This window comes from Mesorhizobium sp. M1078, assembly GCF_040318615.1.
In the GTDB taxonomy this organism is placed as follows: Bacteria; Pseudomonadota; Alphaproteobacteria; order Rhizobiales; family Rhizobiaceae; genus Mesorhizobium.
In genome coordinates this window covers 38,505-61,366 of the sequence record NZ_JAMYMP010000005.1, presented here as the reverse complement: position 1 = coordinate 61,366, position 22,862 = coordinate 38,505, and the positions used below count along the sequence as shown (strand labels likewise).

Below are 22,862 nucleotides of genomic sequence, written 5' to 3'. Positions count from 1 at the left end.
CATTCAAGGGACGGAAGGAAACGGCTTGCGAATGGCTTGCTTGTCACGGCGCGGAAGTCCCCCTATAGGTCGCAGCACCGTGACGGCCGCATGACGGGCCGCCAAGACTTACCGGTGCGGACGGCGATTCGCCAGTGCGCCTTAATATCGCGGAATCATGCTGACGCTTTTCCATCACCCGATGTTCGCCACCTGCCGCTTCGTGCGCCTCGCCTTCGGCGAATATGGCGAGGAGCTGGCGCTGATCGAGGAAAAACCGTGGACGCGGCGCAAGGAATTTCTGGCGCTGAACCCGGCCGGCACCTTGCCGATCCTGCTTGCCGAGGGCGACGTGCCGATCGTCGGCGCCATGGTGATCGCGGAATATCTCGACGAGACACGTGGCGTCCTGAAGCGCGACAAGAGGCTGTTTGCGGAAGACCCTATGCAGCGCGCCGAAATCCGCCGCCTCACAGACTGGTATCTCAACAAGGCCGAAGGCGAAGTGACCCGGCATCTGGTGCGCGAGCGGGTGCTGAAGCCGGTGATGCCGGAAACGGCGGGCGGCGGTTCCCCCGATTCGGCGGCGATCCGCGCGGCGCGCGCCAACATTCGCCAGCACATGAAGTACACCAACTGGCTGGCCGGCACCCGTCATTGGCTGGCCGGCAGCAAGGTCACCTATGCCGACCTGGCGGCAGCGGCGACGCTGTCGGTGCTGGATTATCTCGGCGAGATCGATTGGCGCGAGCATGCCGCGGCGCGCGAATGGTACACGCGGGTGAAATCGCGGCCGTCGTTCCGGCCGCTGCTCTCCGACCGGGTTCGCGGCCTGTCGCCGGTTTCGCATTATGCGGACCTCGACTTCTAGAAGCCAAACCCTGCGCGCGCTGATCGACGCCGAGGCGCGGCGCGCCGGCTTCGATGCGGTTGCCGTCACCACGCCTGACGCGATCCCGCTGGCGCCGGCCAGATTGGCAGAATTCGTCGCCGATGGTTTTCACGGTTCGATGGCTTGGATTGCGGAGACGCTCCAACGCCGCAGCGAGCCTTCGACGCTGTGGCCCGAGGTGCGCTCGATCATCGTGCTGGCAATGAATTACGGCCCCGACCACGATCCGCGTGCGCTGCAGGCAAGGCGCGATCTCGGCGCGATCTCGGTCTATGCGCAAAACCGCGACTATCACGAAGTGATGAAGGGCCGGCTGAAGGAGATCGCCGGCAAGATCGTCGCGCGGGCCGGCGGCGACGTGAAGGTTTTCGTCGATACGGCCCCGGTTATGGAAAAGCCGCTGGCTGAGGCCGCCGGGCTCGGCTGGCAAGGCAAGCACACCAATCTGGTCAGCCGCGAGCACGGCTCCTGGCTGTTTCTCGGCACCATCTTCACCACGGCGGAGCTCACGCCAGATTCGACCGAGGTAGACCATTGCGGTTCCTGCCGCGCCTGTCTCGACGCCTGCCCGACCGATGCCTTTCCGGCGCCCTATCGGCTCGATGCCAGGCGCTGCATCTCCTACCTGACCATCGAGAACAAGGGGCCGATCCCGCAAGAATTCCGCGAAAAGATCGGCAACCGCATCTATGGCTGCGACGATTGTCTCGCCGCCTGCCCGTGGAACAAGTTCGCCCGCGCCGCCTCGGAGGCCAAGCTCGCCGCGCGCGATGAACTGCGCGAACCGCCGCTGGCGGAACTGTTGCAGCTGGACGACACGGCGTTCCGGACCTTTTTCTCCGGCTCGCCGATCAAGCGCATCGGCCGCGACCGCTTTGTCCGCAATGTGCTGACCGCCGCCGGCAATTCCGGCGATGTTTCGCTGGCCGGCCCGGTGCGCGATCTGCTTGGCGATGCCTCGCCGCTGGTGCGCGGCGCGGCGATCTGGGCGCTGGCGCGGCTGGTGACGGCCGCCGAATTCAACGGGCAGGCGGCGATCTACTTGAAAACCGAAACCGACACTACAGTGCAGGACGAATGGCTGTCCGCATTGCCAATCGAGGCGCATGCATGAGCGAAAAACAGGTTTTTATCTTCGGCGCCGGCTATTCGGGCAAAGCCTTTGCACGGGCCAATGCGGAGGCGATTACGATCTTCGGCACCACGCGCTCATCGGAAAAATTCGACGCGCTGCGGCAGGTCGGCATCGCGCCGCTGCTGTTCGACGGCGCCCTGACCCCTGAAATCGGCGATGCGCTGGAAAAGACCCCCCATCTCATCGTCTCCGTGGCACCGGAGGAGGCCGGCGACCCTGTGCTTCTCGCCGCGCGAAAGGCGATCGAGGCGATGCCGGCGCTTCGCTGGATCGGCTATCTCTCGACCGTCGGCGTCTATGGCAATTATGACGGCGCCTGGGTCGATGAAACGGCCGAGTGCCGGCCGGTGTCGAAACGCTCGTCGATGCGAGTGGCGGCCGAGCGGGACTGGCTGCAGCTTGGCCTCGAGACCGGCAAGCCGGTGGCGATCCTGCGGCTTTCCGGCATTTATGGGCCGGGACGCAACGCGCTGGTCAATCTGGAAAACGGCACGGCCAGGCGGCTGGTCAAGCCCGACCAGGTGTTCAACCGCATCCATTGCGACGACATCGCCGGTGCGCTCTGGCACCTCATCGGTGGCAATAGAGGCGGCATTTTCAACGTCACCGATGACGAGCCGGCGCCGCCGCAGGATGTCGTCACCTGTGCCGCTTCGCTGATGGGCGTCGAGCCGCCGCCGGAGATTCCTTTCGAGACCGCCCAACTTTCGCCCATGGCGCGGTCCTTCTATGGCGAGAACAAGCGCGTCGCCAACGCCGCGATCAAGGCAGCGGGCTACCGGTTCCGCTATCCGGACTACCGCCAGGCGTTCGATCGGATGTGGGCCGACGGCAGCTGGCGCGACGGCGAGCCGCGCAGCCCGATGAAGGTAGATAATCGAAACGCGAGCCCGAGGGTGATATGATTCGATTGTGTTGCGGACTTTTGCAGTGGGGTTCATGACGATTTCGATGCGATCCTTGACCGGCAGACGGCCGTTCCTGACGGCGGCGCTGGCGATCGTGGCGCTGGCCGGGCTGGTGGCGGGCGCAATCACGGCCGAGCCACGGGCAAAAGACCTGTTCGGCGCCAAGAAGCTGCCGGCGGTGGCTGCGGCGCAATCCTTCGGCTTCTATTCAAAGGGCTGCTTCACCGGCGGCGTCGCCATTCCGATGGACGGCCAGAACTGGGAGGTGATGCGTCCCTCGCGCAACCGGCGCTGGGGTCATCCAACGATGATTGCGCTGATCGAGAAGCTGTCGCGCGATGCCGCCGCCGACGGCTGGCCGGGGCTTCTGATCGGCGACATTTCGCAGCCGCGCGGCGGCCCGATGCTGACCGGGCACGCCTCGCACCAGATCGGCCTCGACGCCGACATCTGGCTGACGCCGATGCCCGACCGCAAGCTTACGACCCAGGAGCGCGAAAACATCAGCGCCACGCTGATGGTCGACGACAAGACGCATCTGGTGAAGGACAGGCTGTGGAAGCCGATACATACCAAGCTGTTGAAGCGCGCCGCGAGCTATCCGGAAGTCGAGCGCATCCTGGTCAATCCAGGCATCAAGAAGAAGCTGTGCGACACCGTCACCGGCGACCGTACCTGGCTGAGAAAAATCCGGCCGTTCTGGGGCCATGACTATCATTTCCACATCCGCATCGGCTGCCAGCCGGGTTCGCCCAACTGCAAGGGACAGGAAGCGACGCCCGACGATGACGGCTGCGGCAAGCCGCTGGCCTGGTGGTTTACCGAGGAGCCGTGGCGCCCCAACAAGAACCCGGATGCGCCCAAGGCGCGCGACCTGATGACGATGGCGAACCTGCCGAAACAATGCCAGTTCGTGCTTGACCAGCCCGACGCGGACTCGGCCGAAGCCGTCACCTATCGCGGCGGCGGCGTGCCGATCGCCGCCAGGGCGCCGGAACCCGACGCGCCTCCGCCTATTGCGGGCAATGCGGGCGGCTTGCCAAACGCAGCCAACGCCTTCACCGCCACGCCGGAGATCGGCATTCCCCTGCCAAGGCGACGGCCGCCGGCAAACGTCGGACAGTGATGGCGAACTGACGCTTTCCCTTTCCGGGGCCATGCGCTAGTCAATCGATTGAACACCGGGCGATTGAACACCGGGCGATTGAACACCGGGCGATTGAAAAACCGGGCGATTGAAACGGTCGCAACGGCGCCGCAAAGGGGACGAGCAAGAGCATGTCAGGCGACGACGACACCGCGTTGCGGTTTCCAGTGCTGATCGGCGACATCGGCGGCACCAATGCGCGCTTTTCGATCGTGATCGACGCAAATTCGGAAGCCGGTGAGCCGCATATCGTGCAAACCGCCAATTTCTCCACCATAGACGAGGCGATCCAGGCGGCGGTGCTCGACCGGTCGTCCATCCGGCCGAATTCGGCAGTGCTGGCGATCGCCGGACCAGTCGATGGCGACGAGATCCCGCTTACCAACTGTCCCTGGGTGGTGAAGCCGAAGCAGATGTTTGCCAATCTGGGCCTGGGCGACATCGTCGTGCTCAACGATTTCGAGGCGCAGGCGCTGGCCGTCGTGGCGCTCGGCGAAGAGCATATGGAAAAGATCGGCGGCGGCACGCCGGAGGAGAATGCCGGACGCGTCGTGCTCGGCCCCGGCACCGGCCTCGGCGTCGCCGGGTTGGTTCATGCCCTCCACCACTGGATACCGGTGCCTGGCGAAGGCGGCCATATGGATATCGGTCCGCGGACGCCGCGCGATTTCGAGGTGTTCCCGCATATCGAAAAGCTGGACGGCCGCATTTCGGGCGAGCAGATCCTGTGCGGGCGCGGTCTGGTCAATGTCTACCGGGCGGTCGCCAAGGCCGACGGCAAGCCGGCGCCGTTCACCACGCCGGCCGAAATCACCGGGGCGGCCCTGGCCAAGACCGATGCGGTCGCCGAGGAAGCGCTGGCGCTGTTCGTCACCTGCCTCGGCCGCACCGCCGGCGACCTCGCGCTGGTGTTCATGAGCCGCGGCGGCGTGTTCTTGACCGGCGGCATCGCGCAAAAGATCGTGCCCGCGCTGAAGGAAGGCAATTTCCGCGCCGCCTTCGAGGACAAGGCGCCGCACAGCGCGCTGATGGCCTCGATGCCGGTCTATGTCATCACCCACCCGCTGGCGGCACTTCTGGGCCTTGCCGCCTATGCCCGCAACCCTTCGCTGTTCGGCGTCCAGACCGCGGGGCGGCGCTGGCGGGCATGATCCATTTCGTCCCGAAAACGGGTATTTTCTTGGAAATGGCTGCCGCTTTCGTGACCCCAACCTCGGGCCGCGACGAAGTTTCGCCATAGGCAAGCCGTAGCCGGGGCGCTAAGAGGGGGCCGAATTCCAGCCTGGCATCCCTAGATGCCGGTTGATTTCAGATCGAATCGACCTGAAATCATCCGGCTCTAAATCAAAGAGATAGAGCATGATGTCGTCCGAAAACCGCTTCACACTTTTCGGCATCATGCTCTAGCAAACCACGAAGCGCCCGCGATTTGACCGCTCAAAGTCCACTCAAACTGAAAGTCCAGCCAGCTGAGGTCACTGCGGTGCTGCGCCGCATCCTGGCCGAAAACGGTAGTGAATATCGCTGGACCTATGTCGTTGCCGTCGGCTGCCTGCTGATTGTTTCCGCCACCACCGCCTTCACGGCGTGGATCATGGCCCCGATGATCAACGAGATCTTCTACGAACGACGCGGCGACATGATCGTCTGGATCTGCGCGGGGTTCATGGCCGCCTCCGTGCTGCGCGGCTTCGCCGGTTACGGCCAGGCGGTCGCGTTGGCCAAGATCGGCAACAATCTGGTCGCCCGCTACCAGAAGCGCAGCTTCGACCACCTGATGAAGCTCGGCGTCGACTTCTTCAACGATACGCGTTCCGGTCGGCTGGCGGCACAGGTCAACGAGAATGTCGGCGGCGTTCGCGATCTGCTGTCGCTGACGCTGACCTCCATCAGCCGCGACGCGGTCTCGCTGATCGCCCTCGTCGGCGTCATGATCTACCAGGATCCGGTGTTGTCGCTCAGCTCGCTGCTGATCGGGCCGCCGCTGATCTGGGCCGTCGTCTACATCACCCGCCGATTGCGGCGCATCAACCGGGAATCGGTGCTGATCAACTCGCGGCTGAACGGGTCCGTACAGGAGGCCACGCAAGGCATCGCCATCGTCAAGGCCTTCACCCTGGAAGCCGAGCTGGCGCGCCGGATCGGCATCATGGCCGATACGGCCGAGCAGCGTAACAACAAGATCGCCCGGGTCGCGGAGCGGCTGTCGCCGATTTCCGAGATTTTGGGCGGTCTCGCCATTACCTCCGTCCTTGCCTATTCCGGCTACCGGGCGCTGGTGCTCGGACAACCACCAGGCGCTGTGTTTTCCTTCATCACCGCGCTGATCATGGCCTACGATCCGGCACGGCGCCTGGCTCGTACGCAGGTCGGTATGGAACGTGCCCTGGTCAACGCCAGGATGATTTACGAGCTGCTCGACCTGGAGCCTAAACAGGGCGATGCGCCCGACGCGGTCGAAGCCAGGATCACCACCGGCGAGGTTCGCTTCGACAATGTGACGTTCGGCTACAGCGCCGACATGCCGGTGATCAGGAACCTGAGTTTCACCGCCGCGGCCGGCAAGGTTACGGCGGTGGTCGGGGCCTCGGGTGCCGGCAAGACGACGCTCGTGGCGCTGCTGCAGCGCTTCTACGATGTCGACAAGGGTTCGATCGAGATCGATGGCAAGGACATTTCCAAAGTCACCAAGCACTCGCTGCGCGGCTCGATCGCCTATGTCTCGCAGGCGCCCTATCTGTTCGAAGGCAGCATACGCGACAACATCCGTTTTGGCCGACTTTCGGCGACCGACGCCGAGATCGAGCGGGCGGCGGTGCTGGCGGCGGCCGACGAGTTCATCCGTCAGCAGCCGCAGGGCTACGACACGCCCGTCGGCGAGGGCGGCTCGACACTTTCCGGCGGCCAGCGCCAGCGCGTCTCGATTGCGCGGGCGATCGTGCGCAACGCGCCGATCCTTTTGCTCGACGAAGCGACCTCGGCGCTCGACAACGAGGCCGAGGCGCGCGTCCAGGAGGCGCTGACCCATGTGATGGAAGGGCGCACCACCATCGTGATAGCGCATCGCCTGTCGACGGTCGTCAACGCCGACCACATTATCGTGCTTGAAGAGGGGCGCCTGGTCGAGGAAGGCACCCATGCCGCACTGATGGCCGATCCAAACAGTGTCTACGCCCGCTTCCACCGCATTCAAGGCAAGAACGGACTGGGGCTTGTCGACGACTCGAAGCCCGTCCAAACTCCGGTCCGGCGCAGCCGCGCCAAGAAGGCGGTGGGGAGAACAGCATGAGCGAATCCGGCGAAATGGGCCTGGTGGTGGTGGGGGCGGCCGGCCGCATGGGCCAGACGCTGATCCGCGCCATCCATTCGATCCCCGGCGCCCGCGTCGTCGGCGCGGTCGAACGAACCGGATCGCCCTATCTCGGCAGGGATGCGGGCGAGCTTGCCGGCATCGGCATCATCAATGTGACGATCGGCGACGATCCGCTGCCGGTGTTCGCCAAGGCCGACGGCGTGCTCGATTTCACCATGCCGGCAGCCACCGTCGAATTCGCAGGCTATGCCGCGCAGGCACGCATTGCCCATGTCATCGGCACCACCGGCTGCTCGGCGGAAGACGACGCCAGGATCGAGGCCGCGGCGCGCCACGCGACGATCGTCAAATCCGGCAATATGAGCCTCGGCGTCAATCTTCTGGCGGTGCTGGTCGAGCAGGCCGCGCGCGCGCTCGGTCCAGAGGATTTCGACATCGAGATCCTCGAAATGCATCACAAGCACAAGGTCGACGCGCCGTCGGGCACCGCCTTGCTGCTCGGCGGAGCGGCGGCGGCGGGACGCGGCATTTCCCTTGCCGGCAACGATGTGCGGTCACGCGACGGCCATACCGGCGTGCGCAAGCCAGGAACCATCGGCTTTGCCAGCTTGCGCGGCGGCTCGGTGGTCGGCGACCACAGCGTCATCCTGGCCGGAACCGGCGAGCGCATCACGCTGTCGCACCATGCCGAGGACCGCGCCATCTTTGCCCGCGGCGCGGTCAAGGCCGCGCTCTGGGCGCGCGGCAAGAAGCCCGGACTTTATTCCATGCGGGACGTGCTCGGCTTGAGCTAAACTATCCATAATTTTGAAGGAGCAAACATGTCGGGAACTCTCGTGCTCGTGCGCCACGGCCAGAGCGAATGGAACCTGAAGAACCTGTTCACCGGCTGGCGCGATGTCGACCTTACCGAGCAGGGCCACAAGGAGGCCAAGGAAGCCGGCCAGAAGCTCAAGGCACGCGGCTTGAAATTCGACATTGCCTTCACCTCGGCGCTGATCCGGGCGCAGAAGACCTGCCAGCACATTCTCGACGCGGTCGGCCAGAGCGATTTGAAGACGATCCGCGACCAGGCGCTGAACGAGCGCGACTATGGCGATCTCTCCGGCCTCAACAAGGACGACGCGCGCCAGAAGTGGGGCGAGGAGCAGGTGCACATCTGGCGCCGCTCCTACGACGTGCCGCCGCCCGGCGGCGAAAGCCTGAAGGACACCGGCGCCCGCGTCTGGCCCTATTACCTGCACGACATGCAGTCGCATGTTCTGAAAGGCGGCACCGTGCTGGTCGCCGCGCATGGCAATTCGCTGCGCGCGCTGATCATGGCGCTGGACGGCAAGAGCGGCGAGGAGATCGTCAAGCTCGAGCTCGGCACCGGCGTGCCGGTGATCTACAAGCTCAACGCCGATTCCACTGTGGCGTCGAAGGACGTGCTGGAGGGGTGAGGTTTTCGGCCAGCGCATTCGCCAAGTCGGCGCTGCCCCTCATTGCCCTGCCGGGCAGTTCTCCCGGTATAGTGACGGGGAGAAGGGGCTGGCCGCAGCCTCGGCGCTCTTCTTGTGACGCAGGTGACCGGCGAAAATCATCGATGAGAGCGCCCCTCTCCCCGTCACTGTACGGGGAGAGGATGCCGGCAGGCAGGTGAGGGGCGGCGCTGACCCCCGGGAAACTAAGCCGGCAGGCAGCGGCCCTCGAAAAAGCGCGTTGACACATATCGTTTGCCCGCTTACATGAGCCCGCACCAGCCCAGATGGCGGAATTGGTAGACGCGCACGGTTCAGGTCCGTGTTCCGCAAGGAGTGGAGGTTCGAGTCCTCTTCTGGGCACCAAATTCCCGTTTCGGATAAGTCCGAAATGATTTAGACGCGAAGCAAAAAAGCCCGGTTCCCGGGCTTTTTTGCTGATGGATGACAGATAGTCCAGCGGAGGGTCAATGCGGCGGGCGAACCGCTTTCATTGCTTCTTCTTCGAGTGTCTGGAGCTTCTCCCGAATCTCCTCCGGCTCGGCATGCTCCAAGCCGACGACATCGTTTCTGGTCTCATTCAGCGAAACGATAATCTCATCAAGCTTGGCGTGAATGGCGGCCGTGTCGCGGTAACCCTGGATCAGCACAACGCCGGTGATCACGATGGCCGCTACCGACAATGCGTAGGTGACCACATTCGTCAGGCCGAATGGCACCAACGCAGTACAGAGCAGCATGGCTACAAGAAGGACATAGAAGCCCGGTGGCCGGGATAGAAAGTCGCCCATCACAAAGAGGAAGCGGTTCATATCCAGGCCGCGGTCAAAAATGCCACGAGTGCGGTGACGGCTACGCAAATTGGAATTGCTGCGAGTAAGGCAGCTTCCAGGACCCAAGTTTCCTTGTCGCTAAACATCAGACATCCTCCCGTTCAGAAAACGGCTGCCCGTAGAGCCTTCACAGCGCAGCCACAGCCCGCCGCTCCTGATCGGAGCGGCGGGCTCGCGCGTTACTCGATGATCTGCACGACCTTGCGCGTGTCGGGATCGACGAGAACCGCATGATCTCCGACTACCGTATACTTGTAGCGGACATCCGGAACGTCGATTGCGTGGAGCTCGACAGTGTCGGGAAGTGCCGTGCCGACGTTGAGTTCGACGCCGAGCAAACTGACTGAGGCCAGCTTCTGCTTATGGATATATTCGCGAATGACCGTCTGTTGTTCGGGCTTGAGAACAATAACGTCCTCGGCAAACGAGGTGCCGATGCCCGCCATAAGGACGAGGGCGCCGGCGGCGCTGACGAAATATCTGGTCATGGGAATTTCCTTTTCATAGGTCAGTTCGGAAGCGTGGATACGAGCAGATCAGCCGCCACTCGCAGGGGCTGGGGCAGGTGCCGCAGGCTTTGCGGGTGCAGCCGGAGCTTCCACCTTTGGCGCTTCAACTTTGACGTTGATATCCTTGCCGCCGTTGCCGCGGATATTGATGACGCCGGTAAAAATAAGCAATACTACGACTGCAATAAGTGCAAGAACAACAGCAATTGCAGTGCCGCCCCCACCACCAGAATTAACAACAGTTGGGCCGTCGGCCATGTGTTCCTCTCCTGTTTTATTTAGTTGCATTTGGGAAACGCCTGCCCCGCTTGAACGTTCCGCCTCGGGACTTGGGTCTTAGCTGATATCCGACTTTGGTCTGGTTCGCCGCGGACTGAAGTCACAGGAACAATCTGGCTGATCTCAAGTTCGGTCCCTCGGCGAACAGGCGTGGTGCCGTCGCCGGATTACGCGAGGAGAAAACCATGAAAATCCACTTTGCAAGTGCCGCTGCAGGCTTGTTGCTTTTGGCTGGGGTCGGCGCCGCCGCAGCTCAGGATGTCGTCATCACACCGGAGCAGGATACGGTCGTCCGCGAATACGTAAAAAAGCAGCCGCTGGCTTCGGTGAAGATCCCGGGCGTGGAGCTGAACGTCGGCAGTGCCTTGCCTGATACGGTCGAGCTGCACGAAGTTCCCAACGTCAAATACCGCTATGTCGTGGTCGACAACCGCACCGTCCTGGTCGACCCCGGCACCCGGAAAATTGTGAAGGTCTACGACTGATCGAATAGCTGCCGCCCGCCGCCGGCCATGGCGGCGGGCTGTGGATCACATTGCGCTCCAGGATGGTCGAAAATGATCGATGACGTCGAGACATCGCCAGCCCTCCATACCCGCCTGGGTTCTCTCAGGGCGAGAATGCGCGATGCGCGCATAACAGAGGCCGACATGAAGACCTTTCAGAAAGTCGCATCCATCATGGTTGGCGGCAGCGGCCGCATCAGCGGCGATGACCTGATTGCAGCGTCGTTCGTCCTCGAGGACCAGCCGGAAGGCTTGTGAGGCGGAGTACTCACGTGTGCAGGCGCCCGCAACGCTGATCCCAAGTGTTCTGGTGCTGAACACATTCCTGCTGCGGGCCGGCGTCGAAGGCGTGCCCGCTGGCGAGGTCGCGTCGCGCTCAAGCATCGTCCAGAACACCATGTCGCCGCATGTGAAGATACCCGGCCATGCGAGCCGATGCCGGCGCCGTATCAGCGCGGCCGGCAGAACCGGCAGGCCGGTCCAGAGCGTCGCCACGCCTATGGTCACAAATGTCACCGAGGCCAGTTTGGTCCAGATCGGATGATGGTAGCGGGCGATCGCCATCTCGACCGTACGGGCGCCGGCCTGGGAAGGACCCACCAGCGCGCCGAGGCCGACCGCCGCGCCCAGCGTGGTCGGCGCGCTGTTTACCCTGCAACGCGCGGCTATTCGGCGTGCTCGCACAAGTTAGCTCCAACTTGAGGCACGGCGTGAAGTCTCGGTGCCTGCCCCCACGATGGCGAGGTACGAAGTCAAAGGCGGTCACGCTCCGCAATCACGAGATTTGTCGATAATAAGCGATATTACGCTGTATTCGCGACTATTCGATCGCTCTTCCATAGTGGGCGATTAGATAAAATTGGAAATGATATCCCGGGTCGGAGGAGGTCGAGCCATTCGGACCGGCATCAGCATGATTGAACCGCAGCCACCGGAAGTTGACAGTGATCATCAGCGGGATCGGATTTGGTACGAAGTCTTAATACGTCTCACCTAAGTTCCAACTTTGACTTCGGGAGCGCGACGTTCGACAGAAATATCTCCGCAGGTTACATTCGCCAGTCAGACAGCGCTCCGCACTCGAATGGATGTCTCTGAATGCCGGGCCTCACGCCTTCACGACCGCACCCGAGAACCTTGGGATGGATGGGCACGACAGCGCTCGCCATGGGTGGCAGCAATCAAAGCCTGTTTCTGATTGCCGCCCTTTTTGTCGGCCAAGGGAATATTCCCGGTCAAGGAAGCGCTGCTGTTCCTTTGCTCGTTGTTGGTCTGCTTCTAGGCTGGGCCGCCGCGCCGGCTTGGACCGAGTTGGTTCTCATGTGGCCAAACCGCGTCGGCGGTATCTCTGCAGCGTGCGCCGAAGCCTTCCGACCTTACAGTCCCGTTCTCTCCGCTCTGACCGGCACCTGCTATTGGTGGGGTTGGGTGCCTACCTGCGGACTGACAGCGGTTCTTTCAGCGTCTGCAATCCAACAATGGTACCTGCCGGGCCTCCCCGTGGAGGCGGTCGCCTGCGGGCTTATCGCATTCTTTACGGCGATCAACCTGTGTGGAATCAAGTGGGTGGTCCAACTGGCGATCCCGATCGCCACGGCCTCCGCGACGCTTGCGTTTCTCTCATCCCTCGTACCGGTCATCAGTGGCTCGGTCGACTGGCGGCAGGCGACGGATTTTGCCCTGACCAGCCCGTTTACCGGCCTGTTCGGCGACATCACGTCGGTGATGGCGGGACTGTACCTGATCGGGTTTGCCGCACCGGCATTTGAGGCTGCAGCCTGCCATGTTGGCGAAACCATCGATCCCAACCGCAACATTCCTCTAGCGATGTGGGCCAGCGCCGCAATGGCCGGCGTCTATTTCCTGGTTCTGCCGGTTGTCTGGCTGGGTGTGCTCGGACCGGAGCCGCTCGGCACCGACCTCGCCATAGCTCTCGGGCCTACCTTTGCGCCCTTGTTGGGGAGTTTCGGCAAGGCGGCCGCCATCTGGCTCATCATGCTGAACATGTTCCATGGAACGTTGCAGCCATTGGCAGGCGCCGCGCGGACCCTTGCGCAGCTGAGCGAAGACGGCCTGCTGCCGAGCTTCCTGGCCAGGCGCACCTCAACAGATTGTCCCTGGGCGGCAACGCTGCTCACAGCTGCTGCGGCAATCGGCTTCATGCTGTGCGGGTATCCGCTCTGGATGATCGCCGCGGCCAATTTTACGTACCTGATCAGCATCTGCATGCCAAACATCGCAGTCTGGCTCTTGCGCCGTGACAGTCCCGAAGCCGAGCGACCCTTCCGGGCTCCCAGGGGAACGATCATCCTTGGCGTAGGCGCGGCTGCAATATGGCTGTTGACTGCCATACTGGGATTTCAGCAATTTGGCCTTCCTACCGTCCTGTTCGGTCTGGCTTTGGCATATTCGGGTGCTGCGCTCTACGCCTGGCGCACGATGGAGGATCGATACGCACTCGGTCTACCCTTGCTGCCACATACGCTTCACCTGAAGCTTACCGGAGCCATGCTTTTTGTGCTCGTGCTTGACGGTGCCGGCTATTTCCTGGCGATCGGCAGCGTTCCCCAAGGCGACACTTCATTGGTCGCCGCGCTGGAGGACATTTTTGTCGTTGTCGCGCTGCTGACCATCAGCGTTGGCCTGATCTTGCCGGGAATGATCACCCATTCGGCAACCGAGGTGAGCAACGCGGCAAAGCGTCTGACATCCGGAACGCTGAAGGATTTCTCTCTTGCCATGGTCGCCCTGGGGCGGGGAGACCTCGCTGCGGCGCACGCCTCCGTGAACATCATGCCGGTTACCGTAAACTCTCGTGACGAACTTGGAGAGATGGCCGAAAGCTTCAACCTGCTCCAGGACAAGGTGAGGGAAGCCGCCCACGGCCTGGACGACGCGCGCGAGAACATGAACGTAGCGCGCAGCGAACTGATGGCACGGCACGAGGAAATCGCGCATCTCGCGCACCACGATCCGCTTACCGGCCTGGCGAACCGAGCCGCGCTTGCAGCACACTTGGCCACGACGCTCGAGCGTGCAAAAGCAACGCACGCCAGCTTTGCCGTCTTCAGCATCGACCTTGACCATTTTAAAGAGGCGAACGACGTTTTCGGGCACGCCGCCGGCGACGATCTGCTTTGCACCATCTCCCGGCGTCTCCAAACTGCGGCGCCTGAGGCCTTTATCGCGCGCATGGGCGGGGACGAATTCACGGTTGTCCTGGCCATGGATGACCGGTCCGCGAGTGCCAAGGACGTTGCGGACCGTCTGTTCGAATCGGCGGCAGGCAAATTCGAAATCCGGGGCCAGCACATTTCGATCGGGGTGAGCATCGGGGCGGCGATCTATCCGAAAGACGGAGAGAATGCAGCGGCGCTGATGGCAAATGCCGACGCAGCGCTCTACCGGGCCAAGGCGGACGGCCGTCGAATGGTGCAATTCTTCGATCCTGAGATGGATAAGCGGCTAAGAGAGCGCTACGCCTTGCAGCGAGATTTGCGCTCTGCGGTCGGCCATGGCGAACTTGTGCTTCATTATCAGCCGCAAGCCAGGATGGACGGCGAAATCTTTGGTTTCGAGGCACTCGCCCGATGGCACCATCCAAAGCGTGGGCTCATCTCCCCAAACGCGTTTGTCTCGCTTGCCGAACAGGATGGCACGATCGTTGAGATAGGTGAATGGACGCTCAGGCAGGCGTGCAGAGACGCGGCCTCCTGGCCCTCACCGCTGCAGATCGCCGTCAACCTCTCTCCCGTGCAGTTCCGTTTCGGGGACCTGGTAGGCCTCGTTCATTCTATCCTCTACGAGACCGGCCTTGCTCCGGGGCGGCTGGAACTGGAAATCACGGAAGGGGTTCTCATCCGCGACCGGGCAACCGCCTTGTCGGTTTTGCGGAGGTTGAAGGCGTTGGGCGTCAGGGTCTCGATGGATGATTTTGGCACGGGGTATGCCTCGTTGTCCTCGTTGCAGGCGTTTCCATTCGACAAGATCAAGATCGATCGCAGTTTTGTTTCGGGTGTCGGTTCGAATGCCCAATCGGCCGCCATCGTTCGCACGATACTCAGCCTGGGGAATGCGCTGGCCTTGCCTGTCATCGCGGAGGGTGTCGAAACAGAGGACGAGCGTGCCTTCCTGATGAAGGAAGGATGTCCCGAAATCCAAGGATATCTGGTGGGGCGCCCGCATCCGATAGCGCTCTACAAAGATGTGACGAATGGGCTTTCGCCGGGATCTGCCTTCGGGGAGCCCGAGGATACCACCGCACCCCAGGCGCTTGGCGTAACGCGATAGCCGCGGCGCCGTTCGTCGGCGCGCTGCTCCTGCAACACACCGGTGATCGAGGACTGCCGACGGTACTGCTCGGGCTCGCCCTTATAAAGGTCGCACTGGTCGGCGCGCTGTTTGCCTTGCGGGGCCATGCGAAGCATCCGAACCAGCTGGCGCGGGAGCCACCTCCCCTTCCGGCCAGTCCTCCAACAAACCACTTCAAACCCGGCCGTCTCGGCGCTACGTTCGCACCTATGGCCCCACCCACCCAGCCGATCACCGTCACCCGCCGCGACCAGATGTTTCCCATCCTGGGCGACGCCGATATCGAGCGCATGCGCCGGTTCGGCGAGGCGAGTTCCTATGCCGCCGGCGAGCACATCGTCACCGCCGGCACCGTGGCGCCGGGGCTGATCGTCATCCTGTCGGGCACGGTCGATATCACCCAGGATGTCAGGCCCGGCCGGCGCGAGACCATCGTCACTCATGGTCCGGGCAATTTCATCGGCGAGCTGGCGCAGCTTTCCAGCCGGCCGTCGCTGGTCAATGCGGAGGCGGCCGAGCCGGTCGAGGCCTTCGTCATCCCCTCGCAGCGGCTGCGCGACCTGATGGTGCAGGAGGCAAGCCTTGGCGAGCGGATCATGCGGGCGCTGATCCTGCGCCGCGTCGGGCTCCTGGAAAGCGGCAGCAGCGGACCGATCGTCGTAGGTCCGACCGGCAATGGCGACACGCTGCGGCTGCAGGGGTTTCTGCGCCGCAGCGGCCAGCCGCACCGCGCGCTCGATTCCGACAGCGACCCGTGCGCCAAGACGCTGATTGAGCATTTTCATGTCGACCCGCACCATCTGCCGATCGTGCTCTGCCCCAACGGCAAGCTGATGCACAATCCCGGCGAAACCGAACTTGCCCGCTGCATCGGCCTGCTGCGGCCGATCGATCCCGACATGGTCTATGACGTCGCCATTGTCGGCGCCGGGCCGGCGGGGCTGGCGGCCGCGGTCTATGCGGGATCCGAAGGGCTGTCGACCATCGTGCTCGATTGCCGCGCCTTCGGCGGCCAGGCCGGCGCCTCCGCGCGTATCGAGAACTATCTGGGTTTCCCCACCGGCATTTCCGGCATGGCGCTGATGGCGCGCGCCTACAACCAGGCGCAGAAATTCGGCGTCGAAATAGTCATCCCCGACGAGGCCAAGCTGCTCGGTGCAGCAGGCGAGGGCTACACGCTCATCGTCGGCGACGGTGAAAGCCTGCGCGCGCGCACCGTGGTGATCGCCAGCGGCGCGCGCTACCGCCGCCTCGACGTCGCCAAGCTGGCCGAGTTCGAGGGCACGTCGGTGCATTACTGGGCCTCGCCGATCGAAGCGCGGCTATGCACAGGGCAAGAAGTGGCGCTGGTCGGCGCCGGCAATTCGGCGGGGCAGGCGGCCGTCTATCTCGCCAGCCAGGTGCGCAAGGTGACGATGCTGGCGCGCCGCGGCGGCCTCAGGGAAACCATGTCGCGCTATCTGGTCGAGCGTATCGAGGCGCAACCCAACATCGAGGTGCTTGGCGAGACCGAGATCGAGGCGCTGGAAGGCGAAGGCGGCAATCTCACCCAGTTGCGTTGGCGCAACCCCGGCGGCGTCGAGACGCGCCCGATCCAGCATCTCTTCCTGTTCATCGGCGCCGACCCCAACACCGATTGGCTGGCTGGGTGCGATATCGCGCTCGACGCCAGGGGCTTCGTGCGCACCGGCGCCGACATAGGGGCGGGCCAGATGGAGACCAGCCGCAGCGGCGTGTTCGCCATTGGCGACGTGCGCTCCGGCTCGGTCAAGCGGGTCGCCGCCGCCGTCGGCGAAGGCGCCCAGGTGGTGGCTGCCTTGCACGCCTATCTCGCGCGACCCAACGCAGCAGCGCCCGAACTGGCCAGGAGAGCATAATGGATGAATGCAAACACACGCGCGACATCAAGACGGTGACGCCGAGCGCGCTCGGCTGCGAGGAGTGCCTGAAGAGCGGCTCCATGTGGGTGCATCTCAGGCTCTGCCGCACCTGCGGCCATGTCGGCTGCTGCGACGACTCGCCCAACCGCCACGCCACCAAGCATTTCCACGCCACCAAGCACCCTATCATCGAAGGCTACGACCCGCCGGAAGGCTGGGCCTGGTGCTTTGTCGACGAGGCGTTCATCGACCTGGAAGGCGACGTGACGCCGCAGAACGGCCCGATCCCGAAGTTTTTCTGAGGCGGCCGACTGTCGGCCGACCGCTGCGCCTATTTCACCGAGCCAGTAACCGTGCGGTCTATGGCATTGGGATTGTGGTCGTTGCCGGCAAGTGCGGCAATGATCAGAAGACTGGCGACGACCGGGACGAACAGGATGGCCACGCGGGCCTGCACATAAAAGATGGCGCGCCATTCGCTGCGCTTTTCCGGGCTGTTGTCCATCACACTCACTCTCGCCATGCCACCCCAGGCTGGACATAGCGGCGAAGGGTTAAGCAAAGGCTGCTGAATGTGTTAACGCGCGGCGGATTGGGATGTAATCTTGACGGTCAGCGCCGCCCCTCATTGTCATCGGTACGCATCCCGTACGCCTACCCCCGCAACGCCTGCTCCAGATCGGCGATCAGATCATCGCCATCCTCTATCCCCGCCGACAACCGCACCAGCGAATCCGAAATGCCGATTTCCGCGCGCTTTTCGGCCGGGATCGAGCCGTGCGTCATCAGCGCCGGGTGTTCGATCAGGCTTTCGACGCCGCCGAGGCTTTCAGCCAGCGTGAACAGTTGCGTCCGTTCGAGGAAGCGTTTGGTGCCGGCGAGGTCGCGGTCGAGGTCGACCGAGATCATGCCGCCGAAGGCATGCATCTGTTGGACGGCGATGGCGTGCTGCGGATGGCTGGCCAGGCCGGGGTAGACGACGCGGCGCACATCTTTTCGCGCCTCCAGCCACTGCGCAATCTTCAGGCCGTTCGTGGAATGCCGCTCCATCCTGAGCGCCAGTGTCTTGATGCCGCGCAGCGCGAGAAAACTGTCGAAGGGACCGGAGATGGCGCCGATGGCGTTCTGCAGGAATTTCAGCTGGGCCGCCAAATCCTTGTTGTCGCCGACGATGGCGACGCCGCCGACCATGTCGGAATGGCCGTTGAGATATTTCGTCGTCGAGTGGACGACGATGTCGATGCCGAGTTCAAGCGGCCGCTGGATGTAGGGGCTGCAGAACGTGTTGTCGGCGACCGTCAAAACCCCTTTGCGCCTGGCGAGTGCCGCAACGCCTTCGAGGTCGACGATACGCAGCAGCGGATTGGTCGGAGTTTCGACCCAGAGCAGTTTTGTCTCCGGGCGAATCGCTGCTTCCACCGCCGCCAGATCGGTGAAGTCCACAAAACTCACCTGCAGATTGGCCGAGCGCTTGCGCACCCGCTCCATCAGCCGGAACGAGCCGCCATAGATGTCGTCGGTTGCAACGATATGGGCGCCGCTGTCGAGCAGCTCGAGCACGGTCGAGATCGCCGCCAGGCCGGAAGCAAAGGCAAAGGCGGCCGAGCCGCTCTCGAGATCGGCCACCGCGCGCTCGAAGGCAAAGCGGGTCGGGTTTTGGCTGCGGGCGTACTCAAACCCCTTGTGCACGCCGGGCGACTGCTGGCCATAGGTCGAGGTCGCGTAGATCGGCACCATCACCGCGCCGGTCAGCGGGTCATGGCTCTGGCCGCCATGGATGGTGCGCGTGGAAAAAGCCAGGCGGTTCTTGCCCGATGGGGATGTTTCAGCAGTCATCGTGCGCGCCTCAAATGGTTGATCAGGTCGATACGGGTTATCAGGCCGACGAACTCGTCGCCATCGAAGATGATGGCGACCTCGTTGCGGTCGAACACCGGCAGCAGCGCATCCAGCGTCTGATTGGCCTGCAGCGTGTGCAGATTGGAGGTCATGGCGGTGCGCACCGGGGCGTTGAAGCGGTCCCAGCGGCCGTCATAGGGGCCGTCGACCTTGGCCAATATATCGCCCTCATCGATAATGCCGACCAGCTTGCCGTTGTCCAGCACCGGCAGCTGCGAGACATCGGAGCGGCGCATGCGGCCATAGGCGTTGAGCAGGCTTTCGTCGGGGCCGACATAGACGGTGTCGCCGGTGCGGTGCGAGCGCATGACGAGGTCGCGCAGATCGCCATGCTGTTCCTGTTCGGCCAGCCCCTGCTCGGCCAGCCAGAAATCGTCGAACACCTTGGACAAATATTTGTTGCCGCTGTCGCAGACGAAGGTGACGACACGTTTTGCTGTCGTCTGCTCGCGGCAATAGCGAAGCGCGGCCGACAGCAGCGTGCCGGAAGACGAGCCGGCGAGAATGCCTTCCTTCGAAAGCAGGTCCCGCACGGCCAGCATGCTCTGCTTGTCTGGGATGGAATAGGCTTTCCTGACCAGCGACAGATCGGCATTGGGCGGCACAAAATCCTCGCCGATGCCTTCGACGGTCCAGCTGCCGGCCTCTTCCATCTTGCCGGTCTTGATCAGCGGCGCCAGCACCGATCCGACGGGATCGGCCAGCACCATTTCGGTCTTCGGCGATGTTCTGGCGAAGTAGCGGCCAAGCCCGGTCAGCGTACCGCCGGAGCCGACGCCGACGACCACGGCGTCGAGGTCGCCATCGAGCTGGGCAAGGATTTCCGGTCCGGTGGTGGTCTCATGCGCCTCGGGGTTGGCCGGGTTGGCGAACTGGTTGGCGTAGAAGGCGCCGGGCGTTTCCGATGCGATCTTCTCGGCCATGTCCTGGTAATATTCGGCATGGCCCTTGCCGACATCGGAGCGCGTCATGCGCACTTCGGCGCCGAGCGCGCGCAGATGCTGGATCTTTTCGCGCGACATCTTGTCGGGCACGACGAGGATGATGCGGTAGCCCTTGGGGATGCCGACCTGGGCGAGGCCGAGACCGGTATTCCCGGCGGTCGCCTCGACGATGGTGCCGCCGCGCTTCAGCTTGCCTTCCTTCTCGGCCGCGGCAATCATCGACAGCGCAATGCGGTCCTTGATCGAGCCACCGGGATTCTGGCTTTCAAGCTTGATGAACAGCCGGCACTTGCCGGTGTCGAATTTGGTCAATTCGACCACCGGCGTCTGGCCGATGAGGTCGAGCACCGAGGCGTATGGCGGACGCAGGCGCGATAACGTGCCGTCCGAACTGCCTGGCGCAGCTTTTCCGTGCTCGCTCATGTCGATGTGCTCCCTTGAACAAGCGACCGCCTCGGGGGCAGAGCGGCAGCGTAGCTTCTTTTCCGGCCGTTTGCAGTCGGAAAGAAGGTAGATCGTGCCAATCAACCGGCGAGAGGGGGAATGGAATTCCAGTTTTAGGCCGGCTTTGGACTCAAGCCCAACACCCTCCGTAGCGATCCTTCCCACCCCCCTCTGAGGGGCGTGCTATCCCGCCGACGTCAACAGCTTTACCCCAGCAGCTGCTTGCTCAGTCTAGCGCATTGCACGCGGATGTCGGGGATGGCGTCGATCTCGAAGAAGGTGCCGCGGGTCAGCGGCCCGACGGCGAGGATCTTGGCCGATGCGGTGCCGTCGCCGGCGATGATTTCGCACTTGGCCGTTACATCGAGGCCAAGCCGCAGCGGGTCGGGCCGCGCCAGGCCGCGGTCGACCAGCGAGCGCACCACGCTGTTCGACGTGGTCGAGATGTCGCGGGCGATGCCGGTGCAATCATAGATGCGCGCGACCTGCAGCGTTTCCAGCGCCTTTGTGTGGCGGGACTGGATGCCGACGGTGAATCCATCGCCGGCCTCGATGCCGACGACACGGCCGGCGACCGGGCGGATGCGGCCGGTGCGCACCGCCTCGGTGACGCGGGTATGTACCTCGGGCGCCAGCCGATGGCGATGGATGTCCCACCAGGCCTTGGTGTGCTCGACGAAGCGGCGCTTGGCCGAGGACGGCCAGTTCTGCCAGATCTTCTGGTTGAAGGGTCGCAGCCCATCGACGACGTCGCGCCAGTCGATGCCGGCCTTCTGGTTTTCTCGGATCAGGTCGCGGAACCAGCCGACGAAATAGGAGAGCTGCGTACCGAGCGGAATGTCGGCGACGTCGAGCTTGATCGGGTTGCCCTTGCGGTGCGGCGACGGCAGCAGGCCGCGCCGCGACATGGCGACGATCTCGCCGCGATGGCCGCGCTGCTCGAGCGACAGGAAGGCATCGACCATGCTGAGCCCGGTGCCCAGCACCAGCACGCGGGCTTCAGGACCGAGCGCGGTGTCGGCCTCGGTGCCCATGCGGATGGCGTGGCCCTGGCCGGCGCCGGGCTGCTCGTCATGGCCGGTGGCAAGCACCGCCAGATGCGCGACGACGCTGGTGCCGTTGGCCAGCACCACTTCGACACCGGACGATGTCGGCGAGATCGACAGGCTTTCCTCGCGAATTAGCCTGAGACGGCCGGTTTCCTTTTCGCGCGCTTCGAGCTCGTCGAGCACTTCCTTGAGGTAGCGGGCATAGACGCTGCGCGGTGCATAGAAGGGTGTCTGCGGCGTCTGTTCCTGGCTTATCAGGCCGCGCCCCTGCAACCAGCGCCAGAAATTCAGGGGATCTTCGGCATAGGCGCTCATCCCCGCGGCGCTGACATTCAGCACGTGCGCCGACAAAAGCGTCGAATAGGCGATGCCCTGGCCGAAATGCGGACGCTTTTCGATCAGCGTGACGCGAAGGTCCGGGTTCGGCGACTTCAGCAGATGCGCGGCCAACACGACGCCGCTGGCGCCGCCGCCGACGATGATGATCGAGCTGGGGATGATCGAATTGGCGCGCGCGACGCTCATGCGAGCACGCTCAGGATCAGGCGGGGACCTTTTGCGCCGGCGCAAGCTCGTCGATGTCCCTCGCGACCGGAAGGTCGTCGAGGACGATGTCCCGCATCTCGGCCAGCGTGCGCTGGTCGAGCACCTCGGCGATCGCCTGCCGGACCTCGAGCATCAGATGTCGGACTTGGCATGTCGCCTCATTGCAGTCTTCACAGCGCTGATACTGGGTGCGGCTGGCGCAGGGGATGGGCGCCAGCGGTCCGTCGAGCACGCGCACGACATGGCCGACCTTGATCTCGTCGGCCGGGCGCGCCAAGCGATAGCCGCCATCCTTGCCCTTGCGGCTCTGGACGAAGCCGGCATTGCGCAATTCGCCCAGAATGGCGTCGAGGAATTTCTTCGGAATGTTGTTGCCGCTGGCGATGTCGCCGACAAAGGCGAGCTGTCCCATCGGCAGTTGCGCCAGATGGACCAGCGCCTTGAGGCCGTACTTGCCTTTTTTGGTGAGCATAGACCGAATGTTTCTCTGTCAGGCGATGGCCCAAAACCATCGGTTGCGAAACGCCTGACGTGCCTCCCCGCCGCGTGCAAGCTGCTTCGACACATAAATTCTACTGAAATGATATACAAGCCGAGAAACCTTGATTTTGCTTCGTTTTCACGCCGCAGGGGCCACTTTGGCAAGCTTTGTGCCGTTAAGGTCACAGCCAGCCGCGAGCGATTGCGGCGATGAGCGGCGGCTCCTGCTCCCAATGTCGATAAGATTACTATACTTACCCTCGAACACGCGAAAAGTGTTTTCAAATCGACCCTCTTTTACAGCATGGATTTGCGCCATTTGGGGCTTTGCCGGGAATTTTGGGTCGC

General features: G+C 63.4%; 22 protein-coding genes and 1 tRNA gene. 15 read left to right on the top strand and 8 right to left on the bottom strand.

Annotated elements, in window-relative coordinates:
• The first annotated feature begins 157 nt into the window (after positions 1 to 157).
• The 9 genes from NKH38_RS09330 to NKH38_RS09290 all read left to right on the top strand — a co-directional run bounded on the left by NKH38_RS09330 (position 158) and on the right by NKH38_RS09290 (position 9,200).
• Positions 158 to 850 (top strand): glutathione S-transferase family protein, encoded by a 693-nt coding sequence (locus tag NKH38_RS09330; RefSeq protein ID WP_023728745.1) that lies wholly within the window; start codon positions 158 to 160, stop codon positions 848 to 850.
• Positions 831 to 1,985, top strand: coding sequence for a tRNA epoxyqueuosine(34) reductase QueG (gene queG, locus NKH38_RS09325; protein WP_023728744.1), 1,155 nt, complete (start codon positions 831 to 833; stop codon positions 1,983 to 1,985). The genes NKH38_RS09330 and queG overlap by 20 nt, the downstream gene beginning before the upstream one ends.
• Positions 1,982 to 2,911, top strand: a complete 930-nt coding sequence (locus NKH38_RS09320) for an SDR family oxidoreductase (protein WP_352759722.1) — start codon at positions 1,982 to 1,984, stop codon at positions 2,909 to 2,911. The genes queG and NKH38_RS09320 overlap by 4 nt, the downstream gene beginning before the upstream one ends.
• Before the next feature lie 46 nt (positions 2,912 to 2,957).
• Complete coding sequence (mepA, locus tag NKH38_RS09315) at positions 2,958 to 4,040, top strand: penicillin-insensitive murein endopeptidase (protein ID WP_373420153.1); 1,083 nt, start codon at positions 2,958 to 2,960, stop codon at positions 4,038 to 4,040.
• A 152-nt stretch (positions 4,041 to 4,192) separates the two neighbouring features.
• A complete protein-coding gene (locus tag NKH38_RS09310; protein ID WP_352759725.1) occupies positions 4,193 to 5,212 on the top strand; it encodes a glucokinase in 1,020 nt (339 codons plus the stop codon).
• A gap of 278 nt (positions 5,213 to 5,490) precedes the next feature.
• Positions 5,491 to 7,350 (top strand): ABC transporter ATP-binding protein, encoded by a 1,860-nt coding sequence (locus NKH38_RS09305; RefSeq protein WP_352759727.1) that lies wholly within the window; start codon positions 5,491 to 5,493, stop codon positions 7,348 to 7,350.
• Positions 7,347 to 8,168 carry a 4-hydroxy-tetrahydrodipicolinate reductase gene (dapB, locus tag NKH38_RS09300; RefSeq protein ID WP_023728741.1) on the top strand — a complete coding sequence of 274 codons (822 nt, stop codon included), beginning with the start codon at positions 7,347 to 7,349 and terminating at the stop codon, positions 8,166 to 8,168. Before NKH38_RS09305 ends, dapB begins: the two co-directional genes overlap by 4 nt.
• Positions 8,169 to 8,195: 27 nt before the next feature.
• Entirely contained in the window at positions 8,196 to 8,816 is a 621-nt protein-coding gene (locus NKH38_RS09295) for a 2,3-bisphosphoglycerate-dependent phosphoglycerate mutase (protein ID WP_023672068.1), read from the top strand.
• Positions 8,817 to 9,115: 299 nt separating this feature from the next.
• A tRNA-Leu gene (locus tag NKH38_RS09290) sits at positions 9,116 to 9,200 on the top strand.
• 101 nt (positions 9,201 to 9,301) lie between these two features.
• Here NKH38_RS09290 and NKH38_RS09285 read toward each other — a convergent pair.
• The 3 genes from NKH38_RS09285 to NKH38_RS09275 all read right to left on the bottom strand — a co-directional run bounded on the left by NKH38_RS09285 (position 9,302) and on the right by NKH38_RS09275 (position 10,464).
• On the bottom strand, positions 9,302 to 9,646 hold the full coding sequence (locus NKH38_RS09285; RefSeq protein WP_023672069.1) for a low affinity iron permease family protein: 345 nt from the start codon (positions 9,644 to 9,646) through the stop codon (positions 9,302 to 9,304).
• 200 nt (positions 9,647 to 9,846) lie between these two features.
• Positions 9,847 to 10,155: a DUF1236 domain-containing protein gene (locus NKH38_RS09280; RefSeq protein ID WP_023681217.1), complete on the bottom strand. Its 309-nt coding sequence runs from the start codon at positions 10,153 to 10,155 to the stop codon at positions 9,847 to 9,849.
• A gap of 48 nt (positions 10,156 to 10,203) precedes the next feature.
• Positions 10,204 to 10,464, bottom strand: a complete 261-nt coding sequence (locus NKH38_RS09275; RefSeq protein WP_245264444.1) for a hypothetical protein — start codon at positions 10,462 to 10,464, stop codon at positions 10,204 to 10,206.
• Between the two features lie 176 nt (positions 10,465 to 10,640).
• Between NKH38_RS09275 and NKH38_RS09270 the strand changes: the two genes are divergently transcribed.
• The 6 genes from NKH38_RS09270 to NKH38_RS09245 all read left to right on the top strand — a co-directional run bounded on the left by NKH38_RS09270 (position 10,641) and on the right by NKH38_RS09245 (position 17,454).
• Positions 10,641 to 10,940: a DUF1236 domain-containing protein gene (locus NKH38_RS09270; protein WP_023672073.1), complete on the top strand. Its 300-nt coding sequence runs from the start codon at positions 10,641 to 10,643 to the stop codon at positions 10,938 to 10,940.
• A gap of 72 nt (positions 10,941 to 11,012) precedes the next feature.
• The gene (locus tag NKH38_RS09265) at positions 11,013 to 11,219 is read left to right on the top strand and encodes a hypothetical protein (RefSeq protein ID WP_023728739.1); all 207 of its coding nucleotides are present in this window, start codon (positions 11,013 to 11,015) and stop codon (positions 11,217 to 11,219) included.
• A gap of 16 nt (positions 11,220 to 11,235) precedes the next feature.
• Entirely contained in the window at positions 11,236 to 11,505 is a 270-nt protein-coding gene (locus NKH38_RS09260) for a hypothetical protein (protein WP_031196666.1), read from the top strand.
• Positions 11,506 to 12,059: 554 nt separating this feature from the next.
• A complete protein-coding gene (locus NKH38_RS09255) occupies positions 12,060 to 15,251 on the top strand; it encodes an amino acid permease (protein WP_084569837.1) in 3,192 nt (1,063 codons plus the stop codon).
• Between the two features lie 230 nt (positions 15,252 to 15,481).
• Positions 15,482 to 17,149, top strand: a complete 1,668-nt coding sequence (locus tag NKH38_RS09250) for an FAD-dependent oxidoreductase (RefSeq protein ID WP_352759734.1) — start codon at positions 15,482 to 15,484, stop codon at positions 17,147 to 17,149.
• Positions 17,149 to 17,454 (top strand): UBP-type zinc finger domain-containing protein, encoded by a 306-nt coding sequence (locus NKH38_RS09245; protein WP_023672079.1) that lies wholly within the window; start codon positions 17,149 to 17,151, stop codon positions 17,452 to 17,454. The genes NKH38_RS09250 and NKH38_RS09245 overlap by 1 nt, the downstream gene beginning before the upstream one ends.
• Positions 17,455 to 17,483: 29 nt before the next feature.
• Here the strand turns inward: NKH38_RS09245 and NKH38_RS09240 are convergent, their stop codons facing one another.
• The 5 genes from NKH38_RS09240 to NKH38_RS09220 form a co-directional block, all read right to left on the bottom strand.
• Complete coding sequence (locus NKH38_RS09240; protein ID WP_352759821.1) at positions 17,484 to 17,660, bottom strand: hypothetical protein; 177 nt, start codon at positions 17,658 to 17,660, stop codon at positions 17,484 to 17,486.
• 146 nt (positions 17,661 to 17,806) lie between these two features.
• The gene (locus NKH38_RS09235) at positions 17,807 to 18,988 is read right to left on the bottom strand and encodes a trans-sulfuration enzyme family protein (RefSeq protein ID WP_352443640.1); all 1,182 of its coding nucleotides are present in this window, start codon (positions 18,986 to 18,988) and stop codon (positions 17,807 to 17,809) included.
• Positions 18,985 to 20,418, bottom strand: coding sequence for a pyridoxal-phosphate dependent enzyme (locus NKH38_RS09230; RefSeq protein WP_352759740.1), 1,434 nt, complete (start codon positions 20,416 to 20,418; stop codon positions 18,985 to 18,987). Before NKH38_RS09230 ends, NKH38_RS09235 begins: the two co-directional genes overlap by 4 nt.
• A 227-nt stretch (positions 20,419 to 20,645) precedes the next feature.
• Positions 20,646 to 22,013 (bottom strand): FAD/NAD(P)-binding protein, encoded by a 1,368-nt coding sequence (locus NKH38_RS09225; protein ID WP_352759743.1) that lies wholly within the window; start codon positions 22,011 to 22,013, stop codon positions 20,646 to 20,648.
• Between the two features lie 16 nt (positions 22,014 to 22,029).
• Positions 22,030 to 22,506, bottom strand: coding sequence for an RrF2 family transcriptional regulator (locus NKH38_RS09220; protein WP_352759745.1), 477 nt, complete (start codon positions 22,504 to 22,506; stop codon positions 22,030 to 22,032).
• Between the last annotated feature and the right edge of the window lie 356 nt (positions 22,507 to 22,862).